22 protein-coding genes are annotated in these 22,148 nt (G+C 33.9%); 10 read left to right on the forward strand and 12 right to left on the reverse strand.

Annotation, left to right across the window (positions count from 1 at the left end; translation table 11 throughout):
- Positions 1-24: 24 nt before the first annotated feature.
- Positions 25-1,167 carry an HlyD family secretion protein gene (locus M0051_RS13785; RefSeq protein WP_306742090.1) on the reverse strand — a complete coding sequence of 381 codons (1,143 nt, stop codon included), beginning with the start codon at positions 1,165-1,167 and terminating at the stop codon, positions 25-27.
- Positions 1,168-1,234: 67 nt separating this feature from the next.
- Entirely contained in the window at positions 1,235-1,564 is a 330-nt protein-coding gene (locus M0051_RS13790; RefSeq protein ID WP_306742091.1) for an HTH domain-containing protein, read from the reverse strand.
- Positions 1,565-2,046: 482 nt separating this feature from the next.
- Here M0051_RS13790 and M0051_RS13795 point away from each other — a divergent pair, with 482 nt between their 5' ends.
- The 4 genes from M0051_RS13795 (at position 2,047) to M0051_RS13810 (ending at position 6,960) form a co-directional block, all read left to right on the forward strand.
- The gene (locus M0051_RS13795; protein ID WP_306742092.1) at positions 2,047-3,003 is read left to right on the forward strand and encodes a hypothetical protein; all 957 of its coding nucleotides are present in this window, start codon (positions 2,047-2,049) and stop codon (positions 3,001-3,003) included.
- A 106-nt stretch (positions 3,004-3,109) separates the two neighbouring features.
- The gene (locus M0051_RS13800; protein WP_306742093.1) at positions 3,110-3,595 is read left to right on the forward strand and encodes an RNA polymerase sigma factor; all 486 of its coding nucleotides are present in this window, start codon (positions 3,110-3,112) and stop codon (positions 3,593-3,595) included.
- Positions 3,595-4,461: a FecR family protein gene (locus M0051_RS13805; RefSeq protein ID WP_306742094.1), complete on the forward strand. Its 867-nt coding sequence runs from the start codon at positions 3,595-3,597 to the stop codon at positions 4,459-4,461. Before M0051_RS13800 ends, M0051_RS13805 begins: the two co-directional genes overlap by 1 nt.
- A gap of 3 nt (positions 4,462-4,464) precedes the next feature.
- The gene (locus M0051_RS13810; protein WP_306742095.1) at positions 4,465-6,960 is read left to right on the forward strand and encodes a TonB-dependent receptor plug domain-containing protein; all 2,496 of its coding nucleotides are present in this window, start codon (positions 4,465-4,467) and stop codon (positions 6,958-6,960) included.
- Between the two features lie 353 nt (positions 6,961-7,313).
- Here the strand turns inward: M0051_RS13810 and M0051_RS13815 are convergent, their stop codons facing one another.
- Positions 7,314-7,673: a hypothetical protein gene (locus M0051_RS13815; protein WP_306742096.1), complete on the reverse strand. Its 360-nt coding sequence runs from the start codon at positions 7,671-7,673 to the stop codon at positions 7,314-7,316.
- A gap of 173 nt (positions 7,674-7,846) precedes the next feature.
- On the opposite strand from M0051_RS13815, the gene M0051_RS13820 reads away from it, so the two are divergent.
- Positions 7,847-9,394 carry a hypothetical protein gene (locus M0051_RS13820; protein WP_306742097.1) on the forward strand — a complete coding sequence of 516 codons (1,548 nt, stop codon included), beginning with the start codon at positions 7,847-7,849 and terminating at the stop codon, positions 9,392-9,394.
- Positions 9,395-9,421: 27 nt separating this feature from the next.
- On the opposite strand, the gene M0051_RS13825 is transcribed toward M0051_RS13820, so the two are convergent.
- Together M0051_RS13825 and M0051_RS13830 are read right to left on the reverse strand one after the other, a co-directional pair.
- Positions 9,422-10,759 carry a M23/M56 family metallopeptidase gene (locus tag M0051_RS13825; protein WP_306742098.1) on the reverse strand — a complete coding sequence of 446 codons (1,338 nt, stop codon included), beginning with the start codon at positions 10,757-10,759 and terminating at the stop codon, positions 9,422-9,424.
- A complete protein-coding gene (locus tag M0051_RS13830) occupies positions 10,752-11,132 on the reverse strand; it encodes a BlaI/MecI/CopY family transcriptional regulator (RefSeq protein WP_110363030.1) in 381 nt (126 codons plus the stop codon). Before M0051_RS13830 ends, M0051_RS13825 begins: the two co-directional genes overlap by 8 nt.
- Before the next feature lie 278 nt (positions 11,133-11,410).
- Between M0051_RS13830 and M0051_RS13835 the strand changes: the two genes are divergently transcribed.
- On the forward strand, positions 11,411-12,040 hold the full coding sequence (locus M0051_RS13835; protein ID WP_306742099.1) for a hypothetical protein: 630 nt from the start codon (positions 11,411-11,413) through the stop codon (positions 12,038-12,040).
- A 67-nt stretch (positions 12,041-12,107) separates the two neighbouring features.
- Here M0051_RS13835 and groL read toward each other — a convergent pair whose 3' ends face one another.
- The 6 genes from groL to M0051_RS13865 form a co-directional block, all read right to left on the reverse strand.
- Positions 12,108-13,742, reverse strand: coding sequence for a chaperonin GroEL (gene groL, locus M0051_RS13840; protein WP_306742100.1), 1,635 nt, complete (start codon positions 13,740-13,742; stop codon positions 12,108-12,110).
- Positions 13,743-13,772: 30 nt separating this feature from the next.
- On the reverse strand, positions 13,773-14,051 hold the full coding sequence (gene groES, locus M0051_RS13845; protein WP_306742101.1) for a co-chaperone GroES: 279 nt from the start codon (positions 14,049-14,051) through the stop codon (positions 13,773-13,775).
- A 227-nt stretch (positions 14,052-14,278) separates the two neighbouring features.
- The gene (secG, locus tag M0051_RS13850) at positions 14,279-14,620 is read right to left on the reverse strand and encodes a preprotein translocase subunit SecG (protein WP_120241770.1); all 342 of its coding nucleotides are present in this window, start codon (positions 14,618-14,620) and stop codon (positions 14,279-14,281) included.
- A 6-nt stretch (positions 14,621-14,626) separates the two neighbouring features.
- Positions 14,627-15,607 (reverse strand): hypothetical protein, encoded by a 981-nt coding sequence (locus M0051_RS13855; protein WP_306742102.1) that lies wholly within the window; start codon positions 15,605-15,607, stop codon positions 14,627-14,629.
- A 5-nt stretch (positions 15,608-15,612) separates the two neighbouring features.
- Positions 15,613-16,125, reverse strand: coding sequence for an LptE family protein (locus tag M0051_RS13860; protein WP_306742103.1), 513 nt, complete (start codon positions 16,123-16,125; stop codon positions 15,613-15,615).
- A 35-nt stretch (positions 16,126-16,160) separates the two neighbouring features.
- Entirely contained in the window at positions 16,161-17,402 is a 1,242-nt protein-coding gene (locus tag M0051_RS13865; RefSeq protein WP_306742104.1) for a sigma-54-dependent Fis family transcriptional regulator, read from the reverse strand.
- Between the two features lie 187 nt (positions 17,403-17,589).
- Here M0051_RS13865 and M0051_RS13870 point away from each other — a divergent pair, with 187 nt between their 5' ends.
- The 4 genes from M0051_RS13870 to M0051_RS13885 all read left to right on the forward strand — a co-directional run bounded on the left by M0051_RS13870 (position 17,590) and on the right by M0051_RS13885 (position 21,917).
- Positions 17,590-18,756, forward strand: a complete 1,167-nt coding sequence (locus M0051_RS13870) for a PAS domain-containing sensor histidine kinase (RefSeq protein ID WP_306742105.1) — start codon at positions 17,590-17,592, stop codon at positions 18,754-18,756.
- A gap of 18 nt (positions 18,757-18,774) precedes the next feature.
- Entirely contained in the window at positions 18,775-19,524 is a 750-nt protein-coding gene (gene kdsB / locus M0051_RS13875) for a 3-deoxy-manno-octulosonate cytidylyltransferase (RefSeq protein ID WP_306742106.1), read from the forward strand.
- A gap of 114 nt (positions 19,525-19,638) precedes the next feature.
- Positions 19,639-21,213 carry a sensor histidine kinase KdpD gene (locus M0051_RS13880; RefSeq protein ID WP_306742107.1) on the forward strand — a complete coding sequence of 525 codons (1,575 nt, stop codon included), beginning with the start codon at positions 19,639-19,641 and terminating at the stop codon, positions 21,211-21,213.
- Positions 21,213-21,917, forward strand: a complete 705-nt coding sequence (locus tag M0051_RS13885) for a response regulator transcription factor (protein WP_306742108.1) — start codon at positions 21,213-21,215, stop codon at positions 21,915-21,917. The genes M0051_RS13880 and M0051_RS13885 overlap by 1 nt, the downstream gene beginning before the upstream one ends.
- Here the strand turns inward: M0051_RS13885 and M0051_RS13890 are convergent.
- Positions 21,898-22,148: hypothetical protein (locus tag M0051_RS13890; RefSeq protein WP_306742109.1), on the reverse strand; the 251-nt coding region annotated here is incomplete at its 5' end. The genes M0051_RS13885 and M0051_RS13890 overlap by 20 nt on opposite strands.

Consider the following 22,148-nt stretch of genomic DNA (forward strand, 5'->3'; position numbering starts at 1 on the left):
ATTTAGATGTGAGATTTGAGAAAATTAAGATTGTAAACGTGGATTTAACCAATCATCTACTTTATCATACAACAATTGAAATAGAGTTCGCTCTGTTACATTAAATCGAGCTGTTAAACTCATGCCTTTCTTTAAATTCCCCTCATACCCATTTTTTAGAAGTAATTTATTTTGATCCAAACTACACCTTACCTTAAAAAATACATTGTTCTCGCTTTGAAAAATATCAGGAGAGATCTCCAAAACTTTTCCACTTGCCAAGCCCCACTGATTGTAATTAAATGCATCCAACTGAAAGTTTACATTCATATCCTTGTGGATATAACCTATGTCTGATGGAGACAAATAACATTCAACCAACAATTCGCTCTTGGGAGATATTTGTGCAATGCTTTGTCCGGAAGCAATAAAGTTTCCTTTTTGAACTCCTTTAAAGTGAGTAATGATTCCTGTTATAGGAGCAGTTATCACATAGTTGATTTTCTCCTTTGTATTTATAGCAATACGAGATTTCAATTCTATGCTTTCATGTTTCAAATCACGTAGTGAACTTTGCCACTTTAAGGTTTTCTGCTTGATATACAATTGCTTATTCTGTAGGGATTGTTGCCATGTATACTCTATTTTTTCAAATTCAAGTTTGGCCACAACTTCCTTTTCAAACAACTCTTTATTAATGCGATAATCTTTCGCTTTATGCTTTATTTCTGCATCCAATTCTATCAACTTCTGATTGTATTCTGCCAATTCATTTTGATAGAGAAAAGTTTTTAAAGTATTCGATTTTCCATTTAATAGACATTTTAAATCTTCTTGATACTGCTGATTCAATTCTAACTTTTGCTTAATTGTAGCAATATCCTGATCTACTTTTTCAACATTTAAAATCAAAAGTGTATCGCCCTTGTTTACTATTAAATTCTCATATAACCTATTTTCTGCCACTTGTCCATAAATAGCAGATACAACATTATTATTCTCTTCCAAGCTCCGTATGGTACCTCTCCCTTGTTGGGTAATATTAACTTTTACTACAGGCAATATAGCCACTATCGATAGTAATAGAAGCAATACAAGCAGGTATATGACCTTTACATTCGAATTGAATTTTGCAAAATGCGATTCGGTAGTTTGAGCTATAATTTCTTTTGGAAAAATTTTCTTCATTCAATCTGGATTTCTTCTTAAAAATCTGAGGCAATTGATTGAACAATTCCCTCAGATTATTGATTTTTCAGTTCAAAGTTAAGCGGAAACAGTCCAATAAACTTGGACTCTGACTAAAAGTTCCTCCAGAAATTTCTTTTAATTCTTCATCTTTACGAATCACTTTCAAAGGTTGCTGCACTTCAAGTTCATAATCGCCAAAATATTCATAAGATGATTTTGACTTATTGAACCTAATTTTCACACCTAAATCTTTTAGCTCTTCAAAATGATTGAACACCTGACTACGGGACACTCCCAATTTAGATGCCAATTGTCTTGCGTTTCCAGTCTCTACTTTTTTCAGCAATCGATCTAGCAGCATCAATCGCTCAACCACGTTTAAAATCTTTACCATTTGATTTGATAGTTAGTACTAATCAGCTTTAGTTGTAATTAATTGACAATAGATTTTTCTAATCACTATTAGTTTGTTCCTAAAGAGGAAAAAAAGTAACCCCGAAAAATGTTAAAAAATGTAAAGAGTTTGTGATTGCGTTATTTCAGTTTGTGAACACGTAATTCCAGTTTGTATTTACGTATCATTCCTTCGAAAAACATTAGGTAACTTAAAAACATCTTACTTTTAATTGATTTCTACACACAAAATATTGGGAAACACAATAAAACTCATTGTGCATTAGAAAAAAGTAGGGTAAAAATCAAAAATATCGGTTCAGAAGTAAATGAGCTCAGAAAATTAAACTTTAGAATTATAAATTTTACCATTACAAAACTAGTTTGAGCGAATGATTGTTCACTCCTATATTTAAGAATGATTATTTGCAAATGCTAATCCCGAAAGAAATCGGGATCATATGGAAACTAAAAAATATCAAAATGAAAAAACTATCATTTATATTACTAGCTGGATTGGCAATGTCGCTTTTTTCTTGTGACAATCATGATGATGTTGATGTGATTAAACCTGAAGAACAAGTTGTGTTGAACAACGATATCGAAACGGTAATCTCAACAGAAGAAGCATCTGAAACTGTAATGGAAGTTGCTGATTACGAAGTAGACCTTTTCTCTTTCATGGAAAGTGAATATACTGAATCTACAACGAGTACAAAACAGGGAACCCACAATTACTATGGTAATTTTGCAAGAGAATGGCAGCGTTACAAAGGCGAAAAAATGCCAGACATTTCTATTGAATTTGGAGAAGATGGTAGATTCCCTATGACAATTACAATTGAATATGATTCAATAGAACTGTATAATAATGACAAAACTATTGATGGTGTTATTAAAATTGTAATGACAGCAGCACCTTGGACCAATGGTGCAGTTCGCGAAATTACAATGGATTTGGTAATTGATTCAGTAGAAATTAACGGAACCAAACGAATTGAATTTACAGGTGAACGAGGAGTTAGCAAGAAATGGGAAATCACTAGTGACATTACTTTTACTTATCCTGATGGAACTGAATTAAGCCGAGTGGCTGAACGAACCAGAGAGTGGATTGCAGGTTTAGATACCAAGTGGGATTTATCCGACGATAAAATTCAAATTACAGGGAAGGTAACTTGCGTTGATACAGAGCAAAATGAATATACCAAACAAATTGATGAAGAAAACCCTTTAATTAGAATCGGAACCTGTAGACTAATTGTTCAAGGAACAGTTATCTACTCACAAAATGGTGTAGAGTTTGCCAAATTCGATTATGGCGATGGTGAATGTGACAATGTAGCAACATATACCTACACAACTCCTGAAGGAGAAGAAGTAACTGAAACCGTTGAAATTGGTAAGCACAAAAGAAACAAAAAGAACGGTGACAACTAAAAAATAATCAGGTTAAAAATGCTAAAGGGTGCAGGAAAGTATTTGATTGCCCTGCACCCTAAATTCACACAAAACCATTATTTTTACCTAAATCAATCCTCTAGCCTTGACACAAGAAGAATTTAAAATCTTATTTGACAAGCACTTCGATAGCATTCGAAACTATATCTACTATCGTTCGGGTGATGAAGAGTTAGCTACTGACATAGCTCAGGAAAGCTTTATGAAAGTGTGGGAGAAAAATTTACCCTACGAAGAAAAACCCAATAAATCATTATTGTATAAAATTGCCAGCGATATTTTTATCAGTAAATACCGAAGAGACAAAGTAGCTCAGAAATATTTGGCAAAATTAGAGCCTTCAGTCGATAAAAATTCGCCGGAAGAACAAATGCAATACGAAGAGCTAAAAAATAAATATGAATTGGCCCTAAGCAGCTTATCAGAAAAGCAAAGAACAGTATTTCTAATGAGTCGTAACGAAGGACTAAAATATCAGGAGATAGCAGACAGACTGGAACTCAGCGTTAAAGCTGTAGAAAAAAGAATGACACATGCATTGTCGTATTTAAGAAATTCTTTAGGAAGATAATGAAAGAAAATAATCAAAATATTACCCCTGGTTCGGAAATGGATTTCATCAATTCGCTTCCGAAAATTGATGTGACCTACTCAAAGTCAAAAGAAGAGGTTTGGAAAGAACTTTCGGCAGTGACGACGGTTCAAAAAACAAAAAACAAAGTCATATCACTTTCGTGGATAAGGTATGCAGCAGCTGCTTGTATCCTTTTATTGGTAGGATTTGCAGGATTTACCTACTTCTATACCAGTACTACTTATTGTCCAAAAGGGAAACACATGTGTGTTACTTTGCCCGATAATTCGAAGGTAGAGTTGAACGCAAACTCAAGCATTAGCTATAAACCATACATGTGGAACTTTACTCGAAAAGTAAAGTTTAAAGGTGAAGCATTTTTCGATATCACCAAAGGAAGTAAATTCGAAATTGAATCACAGTATGGTAAAACTTTCATTTTAGGAACAAGTTTTAATATCTATGCAAGAGGAAATGACTACAAAGTGACTTGTTATACAGGAAAAGTTAAAGTTGTATCGACCATTACTTCTGACAAAATTCTACTTTTACCAAATGATCATGCTTACCTAAACAAAAATGGTAAATTAGAGGTGTTTAAGGACAAAAAGGCAAAGGATAAAATTTCATGGCGCAACCATTTCTTTTTATTCAACGCAACACCTTTAAAGGATGTTTTTAAAGAAATAGAGTTGCAATATGACATTCACATTGTAGAAAAAGGTAAATTTAATAAACCTTATACTGGGAATTTTGGAAAAGGAATGACTGTTGATGAAGTATTATACACTGTTTGCAAATCAAGCGGATTTAATTTTGTGAAAGGACCTCGCAAAAATTATATTATAACCTCAAACAACTAATAAGTGCAAAAATATATCGCCCTTATATTTTTTTTCGGATTAGTAATTACGACTTCACTGGCTCAAAAAGTAGAAATTAAAGCCACCAATAAAGCTTTAAATGACATTTTAATTGAGCTCAGAGATAGATACAATTACCAGTTCTCTTATGACACAGACTTATTAGCAAGTTATAATATTAGTATCGATAAAAGTTTTTCCAATAAAGAAAATGCAATCATATTTTTGCTAAGGAAGTTTCCTTTAAGCTACGAAATATCAAATAATGTGTACATCATATATCCCGAGGAGAAAATTCTTCAATACAGAATGATTGGGCAAATTCTTGATAAAGAAAACCTCGAACCTCTCCCCTTTTCACATATCACCATTAACGATCATCCCATGGCTACAGACGAACTTGGGAATTTTTCGTTTACATCAACTACCGATAGTACTTTTAGAATATTAGCTTCACATTTGGGATATTTCATTCATGATACTCTTGTAACTTGCAATAAAACTCACAAGCTACTATTAACTGCTGCAAGTACCGATTTGGAAGAAATTACGGTTACCGACAAAATTGTACAAACCTTTATTAAAGAAAGTAACCAGGCCGGGAACCTAAAATTGAACCACAAAATAGCTGGTTTTTTACCAACCAACAACGACAACTCTGTATTTGAACTCCTGCGCTTACAACCCGGAATCCTTGCTGCCGGCGAACAAAAAGACTTTCTGATTATTTGGGGCTCCTATGAAGGAGAAAGTCAAGTTCTTTTTGATGATATTACCCTGTGGGGATTAAAAAACTATTATGAGGATATTGGTGCTGTAAACCCTTTGGTAGTTAAAAATATCGAAGTATTAAAAGGTGGTTTCGATGCCAGATATGGTGAACGAGTTGGTGGTATTGTACACATTACTGGAAAAGATGGCAACAAGGTAAAACCAAGCCTAAACCTGGCTTTAAATAACATCACGGCGAGTGGATCTTACGAACAACCAATTGGTAAAAAATCCTCGCTTTTGTTTGCATTTCGTCATACCTATTACACTTTATTTAAAGATGATCAAATCAAATATGCCACTTCGAATGTTAATACCGACGAACTTGAGGGTACTATTCCTGAATATGTAGATTTGGATGTAACTCCCAATTACCGATTCAGAGATGCAAATCTTAAATTTTCAACAAAATGGGATAATGGTGATCAATTAAACATCAGTTTAATGGCTGGTGAAGACAGATATTCCTACGATATTACCAATGAATTATTATCCACTTCTCGAAAGCATGATTTTGAAGGAAGTTACCAAAATGGTGGCTCATTAAAATACAGCAAAGTCTGGAAAAAAGGCAATTCGAGTTCTCTATCCATTTCCAGGTCAGAACTTGATCGAAACACAACAGAACAAACCGTTATTGAGCGAATTCGATTTAATGAGATGAATATTCGCAGAGATGACAGATCGTATAACAACATTTGCGAGTACAGCGCAAAATTCCAAAATCGATTTATTCTAAATGAAGATCAAATTATTGAAGCCGGTTTGCAGTATACAAACAATGCTGTCGACCTAAAAGAAGATTCGCTTGGGATAAACATTCTCCATTTGAATTCGAAACTTGATAAAGTTGGTGGATATTTTCAAAACATTCTTAATGTAAGCAATGGAGTAACAATAAAAGCCGGATTTCAAGTAAATTATCCAATTAATTTGGAAAAACTATACTGGGAACCAAGAATATCCATGAGCGTTAAAATCACCGATGAATTATCTTTTAATGGAGCTTGGGGACTTTACAAACAGTTTATTTCAAAAAGTTCGGTATTGAGCAAATCAGGTAAATACAGATACATTTGGGTTGGTGCCGACGAAGAAACAGTTCCTGTTTTAGAATCTGTTCACAATGTTATTGGTGGTTCATATCATAAAAATGGTTTTACTTTTAGTGTTGAAGCCTATCACAAAAGAACAGATGGGCATACAAGATATTACCGATGGAGGAATGAAGGAAACATTTCTTTGGGTAAAAGTAAAAGTGTAGGACTCGATTTCTTTGCAAAAAAAGACTTTGGAGAACATACTTTTTGGATTTCCTACTCCCTAAGTAAAACATCCGAAAACTTTGACTATTTCAGAGACGAAGGAGTATATTTAAGAGCCTTACATGATCAGCGACATGAAATTAAAACTGCAGGTTTACTGGCTTTGAAACCATTCTATCTATCGGCAAATTACATTTATGGTTCGGGATTTCCGATATATTCAGGCTATAACAATATCAATTCAGAACCTGACTACCAAAGACTGGATGCTGCTTTAATTTATAAGTTCTCCCACAAAAAAATCAAATCTGAAGTTGGCATTCTTTTGCACAATGTTATGAATAAACAAAACTTAACCTACGAATCGTTCGAAAGAGTTCCTTTAAGTCAAATTAATAGCATTAGTGTATACACAGAATCAGTTCCATCGTCGATTCGACTATATTTTAAAATTACAATATAAGGCAAAAAAATACCGGGTTAGATACGAATCTAACCCGGCAATCACAACTAAATATTAAAACATAATCAAAAAGATGGTCAAAATTGGTAACAAGAAGAATCTAAGTGTTCTGATAAAACATTGAATGTTTCTTAAAAAAGTATAATCACACCTAACTTACTTTTAAACTACTAATTCTAACGGATTGGTTTATTTGTTATACAAACAAGCCAAAAAGAAATCAATTTTTCATCGTTCTACCGTCCCGACTTAGCTTCTTCATGTTGGTTAATAGTCAGATCCTTAAAAGCACAAGGGGGATAGTGCTTTTAACTCACTGTCTGAAGTAATTGACTTAACAATTACAAATGGTTTCAAAGTACGTTATCACCGGAAACTTCTTCGAAACAACTCTTTAGTGTTTCCATTCGTTTCCCGTAAATAGGAGCTTGGGTAATACTATAAGTATTGTCCATTTTTAAGCTTAACTCGCGTTTAAAACATTCCAGTTCCTCAACGCTTATAGAATCTTTAATCGATTCTACCAAGCCTTTTAGATCAACCAAATCAGTAAATTTTTGAATAATGAAACTTTTAATTTCATTTACCTGATTTCGATTCATTTTTTTTGAATCCTGATCAACTCCAATACATTCAAGAGCTTGATTTAATCCTTTAACTGTTTCAAGTTTATCGGATTTTATTAATTTTGATAACAGATTTGTTGTATTCATGTTCCGTTCCAAGATTGTTTTTACTCTATACATTCTCTTGATTTGACATTTCAAAAGTACGCCTGATGGCGAGTTTTTGAAAATCGTTTTTCAATACAATCTACGAAGTTCAAACAAAATGAAAGTTATAAACCTTACTGTTTACCAAGCAGTTAACTCATATATCCATTACAATGCCTAAACAACAAATAGACCCTCTGTTTCAATTAATTAAATCGATTTCGAAATCTGAGAAACGAAATTTTAAGCTGTATGCAAACAGAATTAGTAGCGATAAAGAGACTAAATTCTTGCAGCTTTTTGATGTTTTGGATAAAATGGATGAGTACAACGAAACCATTATTCTAAAAAAAGCAAAAGACATAAAGCAATCGCAATTGCCAAATTTAAAGGCTCACTTGTACAAACAATTGCTTACCAGCTTAAGACTAACACAGATCAATCACGATATTAGTATTAGTATTCGTGAACAAATCGATCATGCCAAGGTATTATACAACAAAGGCCTTTACCAGCAAAGTTTAAGGATACTGGATAAAACCAAAACTTTAGCTCGCAAAAACAAAAAGAACATTCTGGTTTATGAGATCATTCAGTTCGAAAAGCTTATAGAGTCACAATATGTCACCAAAAGCATAGAAAACAGAGCAGAAGAGATTACAAGAGAAGCTACAGAGATCAGTAAAATGATGGATGGTGTAGTGTATTTTTCAAACATGTCCATTCGTTTGTATGGATTGTATTTGAAAGTGGGTTATGTGCGAAATGAAAAAGACCTTTTAATGGTAAAGGAGTTTTTCAACACTAATTTAATCACACATGATGTTGAAAGCCTAAGTTTTTTCGAGAAATTATACCTGTTCCAATCCTATGTATGGTACTATCTGATCATTCAGGATTTTTTGATGTGCTACAAGTATGCGAAAAAATGGGTTGACTTATTCCTACTAAATCCTGAAATGATTAACATTCATATGGATTTGTACCTAAAGGGATTAAATAATGTACTGGTAGCTCTTTTCTATACCAATCATGTAAGCAATTTTAAGAAACACTTGCGATTGCTAAGAAAACTGGAAAAAGAAGATCAGTTTAAGCACAATTCCAATTTGAATATTTTACTGCACATGTTTTTATTTGTGCACAGAATCAATCGCCACTTTATGGAAGGAACCTTTGATAAAGGTTTGCATCTGGTTCCAAAAATTGAGCGTTTTCTTGAAGAAAACAAAATGGGGATGGATAATCACAGAGCACTAATTTTCTATTATAAAATAGCCTGTTTGTACTTTGGGAATGGACAATATCGCGAGGCCATTAAATATTTAAATCGCATTTCGGATGTGAGAGATACCTCACTCCGAGGAGATATTCATTGCTTTGGTAGAATTCTGAACCTAATCAGTCATTACGAATTGGAAAATACTGAATTGCTCGAGTATCAAATTCGTTCGACCTATCGCTTTTTGGCTAAAATGGATGACTTACAAGAAGTTCAAAAATACATTCTACGATTCTTACGAAAACTAAGTTCAATTAGTCCAGATCAATTGAAAGATGAACTAAAAAAATCGAGAAGAGATCTTAAAAAATGGGTTAATGATCCTTATGAAAAAAGAGCATTCTTGTATTTGGATTTAATTTCATGGCTGGATGCAAAAATTGAAAATCGCCCGGTGCAAGATGTGATCATGGAGAAAATAAATAAAAATAGAAAGTAAGGGGATTCATAGAATCCCCCTTTTCATTTATTGTGCAATTTGTGGACTCAAATACTTCATTGGGTCTACATATTCTCCATCTTTTTTAAATTCAAAATGCAAATGAGGTCCTGTAGAAATTCCTGAGCTCCCCACGGTTCCAATTTTTTCTCCTTTTTTCACTTTCTCACCCTCTTTCACCGAATAAGAAGCCATTTGTGAATACAGACTGGAAATTCCATCGGCATGATCGATAATAATGAAACGTCCATAACCTTTGCCTTTCGTAAATTTTGAATTGACTTTTTTCACGACTCCATCTGCAACCGCATAAATTGGAGTTCCCATTGGAGCAGCAACATCAACTCCTCTGTGGAACTTCTCCTTTTTAAGAATAGGATGCATTCTTTTTCCGTATACCGAAGTAATTTTTACATTATTTCCTGCTTCAATCGGAAATTTATAATCAGACTTTGTTACACTTAGGAGAGTTGGTTTTTCCATATTCATGTCTTTAAATCCAAAGCAAAGAATGGAAAGACAGATCACTGGAATCACTGCAAGTAATTTTAAATTCGATAAATATGAGCTTTTTATTTTTTTAATCATTTTAATTCTCTTTAAAGTTAATGATGAATTGAAAGCACTGGTTAGAAGGAAATTCATACGCCCTTCGATATTTCGCACCAGTGTATTCTGATATTCTATTCTATCATTCCCCGAGGTAATACAAGCTCTATCTGCTAAATATTCATGCATTTCAATTAACGAACGCTGAATAAAATAAATGAAAGGATTAAACCATATCAGTACTTTTACAATCTCAACAAATATTAGATCTAATGTGTGAAATTGTTTAACGTGTACCGATTCATGCAGAAGAATGTGTTTTTTATCAGATTCACTTGTAAGCCGAGGATTCAGAAAAACATATCGAAAGAAAGAATAAGGCGAAGTATTTTCCTGAACAGATACAATTTTTAAATTTTGTTTTATTTCAATTTCATTGGCAGAAATCGTTTTTAAAATTCCGATTAAATGTTTGCTTATTCGAACAAATGAAAACACAACTCCCAAAAGATAAACCAAAAATAAAACTGATATGGTTTCAATCTGAAAAGATTCCTTCACAACTTCCATTCCTCCAACCAAATCGGTTTTGAACTCATAAACCGGATCCAATGCAAATTGATTTACAATGGCAGTTGGTTCCTGATTAATGGAAAATGAAAAAATGGGAATTAGTAACGAAATAAGAACCGAAAAAAGTAGGTAGATTCTATTACGCATCACAAAAGTATCTCTTGCCAAAAAGATTTTGTACAGAAGATAAAAGGCAGCCATGCATACTGAGCTTTCAATTAAGTATTGGATAAACTCACTCATTTTCTTTTTTACTTTTTATTTGCTCTTCAATTAATGATTTCATTTCTTCTAACTGAGAAAGCGATAAATCTTGCTCTTTGGCAAAGAATGAGGTAAATCCTCCAACCGAATCGTTGAAGAAACTTTTAATCATTCCTTTCATAAAGTCACGAGTATACACTTTCTTACTAACCAAAGGATAGTATTGATTCACCTTTCCGAAGGTTTCAAAACCTATAAAACCTTTTTTCACCAAAACCCTAACCACAGTTGATATGGTTGTATATGCGGGTCTTGGCTGTGGAAACTCTTCTATAATATCCTTTAAGAAAGCTTTTTCAAGCTTCCATAGGTATTGCATAATCTGTTCTTCTGCCTTAGTTAATTCTTTCATGCTGCTAATATATGACTATTTTTATAGTCGTACAACTATTTAGATAGTCATAGGCGATTTTTTTTCACATTAACAAACTTTTACTTCTGATTTACAGATAAGGTAGATAATATTTGTTCATTCAAAATTAACCAGACAGGCTTGTTGAGACAAGATGAAACTAACCAATCTATTTTTTAAACTTTTTAAGAAATCCAAACCATATTTAACAACTTAAGAATAAGTGACAAGCTTTCCTTAAGTGTCATATTTATAGAAACCCCCTAAAATCAGAATACATGAAATATTTTTTTATCATTTGCATTGCGTTATTTATGAGTGGTTGCGCCAGTTCATATTTATCTTCAGAAAGAATCACAAACTCACAGAATTATTACAATCGAATATTTGTTGTTAGTATTTTCGATCCTATTAATTTCAGGGAGTTCAACAAAGATTCGTACAACAAGCAAATTATGGAACAGATGAATGATTTTAGTTCAGTTGCTGTTCGCAAGTTGATGAAAAGGAAAGTAATTAATAATTTTAATAACAACAGATTACAGGTAAAGTTTGCCCAAGATGTATTTTCCGTGAATAAGAATATCGATTACAATCAATTCAATAAAACCATATCAGAATTGGAAAGCAATGCCATTTTAATTATCCAGCAATCCAATTTTTTCTATAAACAATCAATTGAAAGTGATTGTAACGGAAGAATTGAAACCAAAGAACGCCCACGAGGAGTGTTTTTCACTTACCTGATTGATGCCAAAACTCAAGAAACCATTTGGGCAGGTAGATTTGATTCATCAGGCACAAGCTGGGATGGCAAGTACTCTCTTTACAATAATATGTGTCGCAAACTGCACAAACAGCTAATTAAAGAAAATCTTATTCCAGCCCCGTTTTATACCAAAAAATAAATTTTCAATAAAAAAGGGTGTTCAAAACATTGAACACCCTTTTTCCATATATTGTTTTGTAATGATCTTACATCATACCTGGCATACCACCACCCATTGGAGCAGCTGGCATAGCTGGAGCTTCTTCCGGCTCATCAATCAAAACACACTCAGTAGTCAAGAACATACCTGCGATTGAAGCAGCATTTTCAAGAGCTACACGAGATACTTTAGCAGGATCGATTACACCACTTTCAAACAAGTTTTGGTACATATCCAAACGAGCGTTATAACCGAAGTCACCTTCGCCAGCCTTTACTTTATCAACCACAACAGCACCTTCGCCACCTGCGTTTGCTACAATCTGACGCAATGGCTCCTCGATAGCACGCTTCACGATCTCGATACCAGTAGTTTCATCATCGTTATCGCCTTTAAGGCCTTCCAAAGCAGCAGTTGCACGAATATAAGCTACACCACCACCAGGAACAATACCTTCTTCAACAGCAGCACGAGTTGCTGACAAGGCATCATCAACACGGTCTTTCTTCTCTTTCATTTCAACTTCAGAAGCAGCACCTACGTAAAGTACAGCAACACCACCAGCTAACTTAGCCAATCTTTCCTGAAGCTTCTCTTTATCGTAATCAGAAGTAGAATTACCGATTAAAGTTTTGATATTTGCAACACGAGCATCAATAGCAGCCTTTTCGCCAACACCGTTTACGATAGTAGTATTTTCCTTATCGATAGTAATTTTTTCAGCCTGACCAAGCATTTCAAGAGTAGCTTGCTCCAACTTCATTCCTTTCTCTTCCGAAATCACAACACCACCAGTTAGGATAGCGATATCTTCCAACATCTCTTTTCTTCTGTCACCAAAACCTGGAGCTTTAACAGCAGCAACTTTTAATGAACCTCTCAATCTGTTTACTACCAAAGTTGCCAATGCTTCACCTTCTACATCTTCAGCAATAATCATCAACGGACGACCTGCCTGTGCAGCTGGCTCTAATACTGGCATTAATTCTTTCATTGTAGATACTTTCTTATCATACAACAAAATAAATGGATTCTCTAAATCAGCTTCCATTTTATCCCCATCAGTAATGAAGTAAGGAGAAATGTATCCTCTGTCGAACTGCATACCTTCTACTACTTTAACGTGAGTTTCGGTTCCTTTTGCTTCTTCAACAGTAATTACACCTTCTTTGGTTACCGCTTTAAATGCATCTGCAATTAAATCACCAATTTTCTTATCGTTGTTTGCAGAAATCTGCGCTACTTGCTGAATTTTATCGAAATTTTCACCAACAATCTGTGATTGCTCTTTAATGTTAGCAACAACAGCAGCAACAGCCTTATCAATACCACGCTTCAAATCCATTGGATTTGCACCTGCAGTAACGTTTTTCAAACCTACATTTACAATCGACTGAGCCAACACAGTAGCAGTAGTTGTACCATCACCAGCGTCATCACCAGTTTTAGATGCAACTTCTTTTACCATTTGTGCACCCATGTTAGCTGCAGGATCAGCCAATTCGATTTCCTTAGCAACACTAACACCATCTTTGGTAATGTGAGGTGCACCAAATTTACGGTCAATTACCACATTTCTACCTTTAGGTCCCAAAGTTACTTTTACTGCATCTGCCAACTCGTCAACACCTTTCTTCAATAGGTCACGAGCTTCAATATTAAATTTAATTTCTTTAGCCATTTCTAATTAATTTTGAAAATTGATTACTGATTAAGCAATGTATAAAACATCAGTTTGAGACATTAGCAAATAGTCTTCTCCTTCGACATTCAATTCAGTTCCCGAATACTTACCGTAGAAAACAGTATCTCCTGCTTTAATTTCCATTGGTTCATCTTTTTTGTCTGCTCCAACCAAAACTACTTTTCCCTGTAATGGTTTCTCCTTTGCAGAGTCAGGAATAATGATACCACTAACAGTTTTTTCTTCTGCTGCTACTGGCTCAACTAAGATCTTTCCTGCAAGAATTTTACCTTTTAATTCTGCCATTTTTCAAAATATTTAAGATTATTATTATCAAATTTTACGGATTCTTTTCTTTCACAATCTGTGCCAAAGCAATTTCATTGTCAATATTTCCGAATTGATTCGAAAGAATTTTAAACATTGCTCATAGAAAGAATAAATATACTGAATTGCAATAATATATAGGCATAAAAAAATGTCAGCATGTATGACATACTGACATTTCTATATTGTAAGAAAATTTCTTTCTTCTATTTTGCTGTATCCTGTTCAGTTGCTGCAGCATCAGTTGGAAATGCTGGCATTTCTGGAGTAGTTTCAGTCTCGTTTAATTGTTGTTCAATTTGAGACTTGTCTTCACGAATTTCTTCGCGAGGAATAGTAACTGCAGCTACAAGACAAAGGAATAAAAGACCTCCTGCAAGAGTCCAAGTAGCTTTTTCAAGAAAATCGGTAGTTTTCTTAACTCCCATAATTTGGTTCGAAGATGAAAAGTTAGATGCTAATCCACCTCCTTTTGAGTTTTGTACTAATACAATTAAGATTAGAAGTACACAAACAATCAAAATCAATACTGAAACAAAGGTATACATACTTATTTATTTACTATTTTTTAATTTTTCTATTTTCTCAATCTGACTCGCAAAGTAAACGTTTTTTTCGGGATTTTTCAACTCTAATTTACGATAAACAGCAATTGCTTTATCAAACAACCTCTGTTTCACATATATAGATGCTAAAGTTTCGCTCATAAAACTGTCATTTTCACGCACACTGTCGACAGAAATATCCTCTTGTTTATCAGCTACTTTAATATTTCGCTGAATTGATGGCTCATTTTGAATGAAATTATCAATAAGGTCGAGATTTTTCTTCTTAGGTTCTGCTGATTTTTCAGGCTCAGAATTCGATGTTTCTTCACCTTTATCTACAACCTCCATCCAATCGGTAAAACTGTGATTCTCGTCTATCGATTTCTCTTCTTCCTGATCTTCGTTTTCTTTTAGTGTATACAAATTGCCACCGTAACCGATATGATACACTTCAGTTGCCGCTGCCAACAAATCAGATTCCGATTTTTCCTGTGTTTTCTCTTCTTCCGGTTTAGATTCCTCCCCTATTGGTTCACCTCCTGGCTCATTCAATTCAAGAATTTCATCATTGGTAAGACGACCGCTATCCGCAAGAATTTCCTTCTCTTCGTTTTCAACAATACTTACTTCAGATGATAATTCAAAAAGTTCTTCCCCTGTAGGTTCTTGAATACTTGCACTGTCAACTTCCAAATTATTTTCTTGTTCTCTGGCCACCTCCACCGATTCTGTTCTTTCAAATGGAACCAGTTTCAATCTATCATTTAAAAGCAAGTATAGCTGCCTTCTATCGGATATGTATAGTGATGAATTTCTTAACTCTTCCTTGAATCGAATGCTCTGACTATCATTAAGGTTTTTAAGCAGTAACAAGTGAGCTACTTCAAAAAATGGATATTTTTCCACCAGATACTTTAATTCTCTGTGGCTGAATTTATCCATTGTTTTTGAATCTTTAACCCAATCTTGTATTCTACTTTGTTCCATAATCATTACCAGTTTACAACTGCCTCGTTGTAAATATCATCAATAATTTGCTCTAAAATATCGTTAAGAAGTGTTTCTTCTACATCTGTCAACTGATCCATACTGTCATAATCAGCAAACGCAGAAAAACTCTTGTCAAAATCATTCTCACTTTCAATTTCGTTGGTAAATCGCACTTTAATGGTAACCGTTAATCGGTTTGTAGCTGCAATTTCACCTGCCTTAATATCCAATGCCTGAGTTCTATATCCTGTAATTTCACCTTCAAAATTAAGATGTCCTTCTCCATCGACTATTTCATCCAAAGAAGTCTGACTTCTAAATTTCTCCTTTAATTCTTCTGTAAATCGATTACTTAAATTCGGATTTACCAATGGAGCACGATTCGGAAAATATTGCACTGAAAAAGTCTTAACTTTCTCTGATAATGTTCCACCTGTAAACGAATACGAAACCTTACAAGCCACGGCTAAAACAACAACACAAAGGCTTAAAACAAATACTTTAATAAACTTCATATATGAAAAATAAAAATAGCAATAATTTATAATAATTAACCAATATCGTACTCTTTGATTTTACGATACAATGTTCTCTCCGATATTCCTAAATCCTGAGCTGCATATTTACGCTTTCCATTGTGTTTATCCAAAGCTTTTTTAATCAACTCAATTTCTTTTTCTTCTAAGGATAAGGATTCTTCAACAAAAACTTCAGTATCCTGAATTACTGAATCATCAGGCGTAGAAATATTAACCGTTGGCTGCTTTACAGGCTGATGCTGCACGATATCCATTTCCTGATCTTCATACAATTTACGAATCAGCATGGCATTGTCTTTCTGTAAATCTGCAGAATCACCATCCTTTTGCATTAAATCAAATACCAACTTCTTTAAATCCGACATGTCTTTTTTCATATCGAACAAAACTTGATACAAAATCTCCCTTTCCGATGAAAAACTTTGTTCTTGCTTTTTGTTCTCCTTGTAAATCGCAGGCAACATATGCTCGTCACTCACAGGAAGATAAGTCTGTAAATTTTCAGCATTAATCTGTCTTTCCTTCTCGATTATGGAAATTTGCTCGGTAATATTCTTTAGTTGTCGGATGTTACCAGGCCATCGATATGATTTCAACATTTGCTGAGCACCTTCATCCAGCCTTAGCGGTGGCATTCTGTATTTTTCTGCAAAATCCTGGGCAAATTTTCGAAACAACAAGTGAATATCATCCTGACGCTCACGCAAAGGCGGCATCGAAATCGGAACTGTATTCAATCGATAATACAAATCTTCACGAAACTTACCATCTTTTACCGATTTTGGGATGTTTACATTGGTTGCAGCAACCACTCTTACATTGGTTCTTAGCACCTTTGATGAACCAACTTTTATGAATTCTCCAGTTTCCAAAACACGCAACAGCCTTACTTGCGTTGATAAAGGCAACTCACCAATCTCGTCCAAAAAAATGGTTCCTTTATCAGCCACTTCAAAATATCCTTTTCTGTCGGATAAAGCACCTGTAAAAGCACCTTTTTCATGTCCAAACAGTTCCGAATCGATTGTTCCTTCTGGAATTGCACCACAGTTTACTGCAATGTAAGGCGCATGTTTTCTTGAACTGAACTGATGAATAATTTGAGGGAACACCTCTTTACCAGTACCACTTTCACCTGTAATTAGCACTGATAAATCGGTAGGTGCAACCTGAACCGCAATATCAATCGCACGATTCAAAGCGTAAGAATTCCCAATTATTCCGAATCTTTGTTTAATTTTTTGTACTTCCATCAAATCTCAAGTCTTGAAATTAAAATGTACAGCATGAAATTTTTTCATACTACCTGACAAAATTACAATTTTTTACTTTTAATTTAATCTACAATCATTCTTAATATCTCTAAAGAATGTTAATTTTAGTATCCTTTTTTACATCGAAACGTAATGAACTTATAATTCGATTACAAATACAAGTACGATGGCGTTACAACTCGAAAACCTTAAAGAATCAAATGAATTTTTAAATATTTTATTTGATAATATTACCTCTGCTCTTTTCATTGTCGATCAATCAGCTAAAATTGAAAATGTGAACGATTCATTCTCCATTCTTTTTCAAAAAAGAGAAGAACAAATTGTAGGAGAACTATGTGGCAATGCCTTGGGGTGTGTTTTTGCTGTTGAGGAAGGTAAAGATTGTGGAACAACAAGCAATTGTTCCAACTGCAAATTACGAAAGGATATTCTCAAAACCATGTCAGAGAAAGTTCCAACATATAGAAACAAACTCAGCAGAGATTTTTATACCTCGCAAACTAAAGATTCGAAGCATTTTCTTTATTCTACCAAGTTTATCCAGTTTCATGGCAAAAAATATACTTTAATCATAGTTGATGATCACACAGAATTAGAGAATCAAAGAAGACAACTTGAAGAGCAAAACGAAACACTAAAAAGTTTGAATGAGCAAAAGTCTAAATTCCTTGGAATAGCTGCTCACGATTTAAGGAATCCAATTGGAGCAATCAGCTCATTTTCCGAAATCTTGTTAGACTCAGGAAACGAATTTCCTTTAGATGAAAAAAAAGAATTACTGACATTAATTAAGGATAGTAGTCAATTCTCACTTCAATTGCTAAACGAATTACTTGATATCTCAAATATCGAACGAGGTAAGCTTGATCTGGATAAGAATGAAGAAAACATCTCACAAATGGTAATAGATGTTATAAAAATCAACAAGGTTTTTGCCAGAAAAAAGAACATCAAAATTATCAATAAGGTAAAAATAGAAAATTCAACAGTCAGTATAGATAAAAGTAAAATTGAGCAAGTGCTGCACAATTTATTAAGCAATGCCATAAAATATTCTACTCCACATACTACCATCACTGTTGATATTAAAGATCGAATCACAAATTTCGAAATCAGTGTTAAAGACCAAGGTGTTGGAATTCCAAAATCCGAACTATCGAAACTTTTTACCGAATTCGGAACCACAAGTGCTAAAACCACCGCTAATGAAAGCAGCACTGGATTGGGATTAGCCATCGCTAAAAAAATCGTTAACAGTCATGGTGGAGAAATAATGGCCAAAAGTAAATTGAACGAAGGTTCTGAATTTTTATTTACTTTGCCTAAATAATTTATAACAAAAAAGTAAATGAGATTCATAGGAATTATTCCAGCAAGATATGCTTCAACCAGATTCCCTGGAAAACCTTTAGCCGATATTCATGGCAAAACAATGATTCAACGAGTTTATGAACAAACTTTATTGGCAATTGATGAAGTGTGGGTTGCTACGGATGACGAGAGAATTAAAACCGCAGTAGAAACATTTGGTGGAAATGTTGTAATGACCTCTGCTGACCACCAAAGTGGAACAGATCGAATTGCAGAAGCTGTTGCTACAATTTCCAAATCGAATCAACAAGAATATGATGTTGTGATCAATATTCAAGGAGATGAACCATTTATTCAACCTGAACAAATTGAATCGGTAAAAGCATGTTTTGATTCACCGAATACTCAAATTGCCACATTGGTAAAACAAATCTCTAGTCAGGAAGATATATTCGACCCGAATAAGGTGAAGGCTGTAATTAGTAATGATCAGAAAGCTCTTTATTTTAGTCGATCTCCAATTCCGTTTCAAAGAGGTGTAGAAAAAGAGGATTGGCTAAACAGTGGAACATTCTACAAGCATATTGGAATGTATGCCTACAAAAGTGAGGTGCTACAAGAAATTACTAAAATAGAACAAAGCAGTCTGGAGCTTTCAGAATCATTGGAGCAACTTCGCTGGCTAGAAAATGGATATTGGATTCAGACAGATATTACCGAACACGAATCTATTGGAATAGACACACTAGAAGATTTAGAACGAATTAAGAAAATGGGACTTTTATAGTCCCTTTTTTATGCTTTAACTTTTCTTTAAGGATTATTAGGGAGACCTTAACCACCTTCGTTCTTTGCAGATTGTAAATTTGTGATGTATCTTCAAATACAATTACAAAAGCTCATGAGTAAAAAGCTAATTACAGGTTTAATCATTTTAATGAGTGTTTCCTTACTCGGAATTATTGCAGTGCAAATTCTTTGGATAAGAAATGCTATTTCCATTGAAGAAAGAACCTTTGATGCCAATATCAACAAGGCCCTTCATAAAATTGTGGATAAGCTTGAAAAAAGTGAGGAAGTTATATTTCTGACCAAAGGCCTGCCAAACCATTCTCAAGAGAATATAGAAATTAAGCACTTTCTCGAGTCAGGGAAAAAAGTTGGTCAAAATGTAATCAAAATCAAAACAGGGAAAACAATAAATGGGAAAACTTCCTATAAAATAGATTCCGATTCCCAAGTAATTGTGATGGAATCCAAGTCTGGAAATCTTAATCTATGGCATCCCAGACATAAAATGGACTCTATTTTCAAAATAGATGTTCATGTAGAAACCAGAGATACCATTATAAGAGCAAAGCGAAAGGAAAAGCATATTGAAAACATCTTCAGCAAAGTAATGTATGAATTCAAAAACAAGGATGTTTCCATTGATGAAAGAATAGATTTTGAACAACTTCCTAACCTAATCAATTCTGAGCTTAAAAATTACAATATTGATTCAGATTTCAATTTCGCAATTTTTACAGGTGAGCCACTACATCTAATTCATTCTTCAGATAGCAGCTATAATGAAATCTTAAAAAACTCGGAATATAAAATCAATTTATTTCCTAACGATATTGTATTCACCAATCAGATTTTATCCCTCGATTTTATCGATAGGTTTAGCCTGATCTACAAATCAATATTACCACTTCTTATTTTATCAGGAATATTCACGATTTTCATTGTTGTAACATTTGTCAACGCAGTATTTTTAATCCTAAAGCAGAAACGCATTAGTGACATCAAATCCGATTTCATCAATAATATTACCCACGAATTTAAAACTCCTATAGCTACCATTGGGTTGGCATCCGATTCTATCAATAATCCAAAAGTAATAGGTAATCCCGATAGAATCAGATATTTTACAGGTATCATTAAGGATGAGAATTTTAGAATGAACAAACAGGTAGAAAACATTCTTCAACTATCATTATTCGGAAAACATGAATTAAAACTGAACCTACAGGCCTGTCATTTGAATGAAATCATTCAAAAAGCTGCTGAGCATATCCAATTGCAAATTGATGAGAAAAATGGCAGTTTAACAACAAGTCTTAATGCCATTAATGATATTACGAATGTTGATGAAGTTCATTTTCTAAATGTGCTTTTCAATTTATTCGATAATGCAATAAAATACTCGAACCAAGAACCTAAAATTGAAATCAGCACAGAGAATAATAATGAATCCCTCTTAATTACAATCAAAGATTCGGGTATAGGAATGAATTCAAAAACGATAAAAAGAATATTTAAGAAATTTTATCGTGCCGAAACAGGAAATATTCATAGTGTTAAAGGATTTGGTTTGGGATTAAGTTATGTGAAGTTAGTAATTGATCGTCATAATGGATCAATTGATGTTGAAAGTAAACCAGGTCAAGGTACAAGTATCAAGTTATCCTTACCTCTAAGTAAAATATAATGGTAGAACCAATTAGAATACTACTTGTCGAAGACGAAACGAATTTTGGTGCAGTAATGAAAAATTATCTGGAGATTTCAGATTTTAAAGTAACATTATGCATTAATGGCAAAGAAGGTCTTAAAGCATTTACATCACATCAATTCGACATTTGCATTTTAGATGTTATGATGCCAGAAATGGATGGATTCACATTAGCAAAAGAAATAAAACTCAAAAATGCGGATATGCCAATAATATTCTTAACTGCTAAAACACTTAAAGAAGATATCATTCAAGGATATCGCATAGGTGCCGATGATTATATAACCAAACCATTCGATTCTGAATTATTAATTTATAAGATAAAGGCGATCTTATCCAGAAACAATGGTAATTCATCCTCATATAAAACAGTATTTTCGATAGGTAAATTTAGGTTTGATTCAAACCTTAGAATTTTAAGTATTGACAATGTTGAGCAGAAACTGTCTCCCAAAGAAGCAGAATTATTAAAACTTTTAGCTGAAAATATCAATCAGATTCTACCTCGTGAAACGGCCTTAAAAAGCATTTGGGGCGATGATAATTTTTACACGACACGAAGTATGGATGTATACATTACAAAGCTTAGAAAATACTTAAAAGCCGATGCTGATTTGTCCATTGAAAACATACATGGGAGTGGTTTTAGACTATTACAAATTAACGCACCTTATAATTAGATTTTGTAATACCTTCTGTATTGCAATAGGGCCAGGCAAGTGCTATCCTAATTTGCCCATTAGGTTCTATCGCTATGGCCTGATAGCTCGGTGTGGGTAGTTGTTTTAAATTTCCGGTCACCTTAAGTTTACAGCAAAAAAAAAGAGTCTCACTCCAATTGGAATAAGACTCTTTAAAGGTTGGCGTCGACCTACTCTCCCACATCTCTGCAGTACCATCGGCGCTAACGG

This window comes from Marinifilum sp. D714 (genome assembly GCF_030851345.1).
GTDB lineage: Bacteria > Bacteroidota > Bacteroidia > Bacteroidales > Marinifilaceae > Marinifilum.

Bases quoted from the DNA above. Each gene is read 5' to 3' on its own strand.
- M0051_RS13830 (WP_110363030.1), bottom strand. From the start codon at position 11,132: ATGAAAGAATTAACTAAGGCAGAAGAACAGATTATGCAATACCTATGG.
- M0051_RS13815 (WP_306742096.1), bottom strand. From the start codon at position 7,673: ATGAATACAACAAATCTGTTATCAAAATTAATAAAATCCGATAAACTT.
- groES (WP_306742101.1), bottom strand. From the start codon at position 14,051: ATGGCAGAATTAAAAGGTAAAATTCTTGCAGGAAAGATCTTAGTTGAG.
- M0051_RS13795 (WP_306742092.1), top strand. From the start codon at position 2,047: ATGAAAAAACTATCATTTATATTACTAGCTGGATTGGCAATGTCGCTT.
- M0051_RS13885 (WP_306742108.1), top strand. From the start codon at position 21,213: ATGGTAGAACCAATTAGAATACTACTTGTCGAAGACGAAACGAATTTT.
- M0051_RS13835 (WP_306742099.1), top strand. From the start codon at position 11,411: ATGAAATATTTTTTTATCATTTGCATTGCGTTATTTATGAGTGGTTGC.
- M0051_RS13825 (WP_306742098.1), bottom strand. From the start codon at position 10,759: ATGAGTGAGTTTATCCAATACTTAATTGAAAGCTCAGTATGCATGGCT.
- kdsB (WP_306742106.1), top strand. From the start codon at position 18,775: ATGAGATTCATAGGAATTATTCCAGCAAGATATGCTTCAACCAGATTC.
- M0051_RS13820 (WP_306742097.1), top strand. From the start codon at position 7,847: ATGCCTAAACAACAAATAGACCCTCTGTTTCAATTAATTAAATCGATT.
- M0051_RS13855 (WP_306742102.1), bottom strand. From the start codon at position 15,607: ATGGAACAAAGTAGAATACAAGATTGGGTTAAAGATTCAAAAACAATG.
- M0051_RS13790 (WP_306742091.1), bottom strand. From the start codon at position 1,564: ATGGTAAAGATTTTAAACGTGGTTGAGCGATTGATGCTGCTAGATCGA.
- groL (WP_306742100.1), bottom strand. From the start codon at position 13,742: ATGGCTAAAGAAATTAAATTTAATATTGAAGCTCGTGACCTATTGAAG.
- M0051_RS13860 (WP_306742103.1), bottom strand. From the start codon at position 16,125: ATGAAGTTTATTAAAGTATTTGTTTTAAGCCTTTGTGTTGTTGTTTTA.
- secG (WP_120241770.1), bottom strand. From the start codon at position 14,620: ATGTATACCTTTGTTTCAGTATTGATTTTGATTGTTTGTGTACTTCTA.
- M0051_RS13785 (WP_306742090.1), bottom strand. From the start codon at position 1,167: ATGAAGAAAATTTTTCCAAAAGAAATTATAGCTCAAACTACCGAATCG.
- M0051_RS13880 (WP_306742107.1), top strand. From the start codon at position 19,639: ATGAGTAAAAAGCTAATTACAGGTTTAATCATTTTAATGAGTGTTTCC.
- M0051_RS13870 (WP_306742105.1), top strand. From the start codon at position 17,590: ATGGCGTTACAACTCGAAAACCTTAAAGAATCAAATGAATTTTTAAAT.
- M0051_RS13865 (WP_306742104.1), bottom strand. From the start codon at position 17,402: ATGGAAGTACAAAAAATTAAACAAAGATTCGGAATAATTGGGAATTCT.
- M0051_RS13805 (WP_306742094.1), top strand. From the start codon at position 3,595: ATGAAAGAAAATAATCAAAATATTACCCCTGGTTCGGAAATGGATTTC.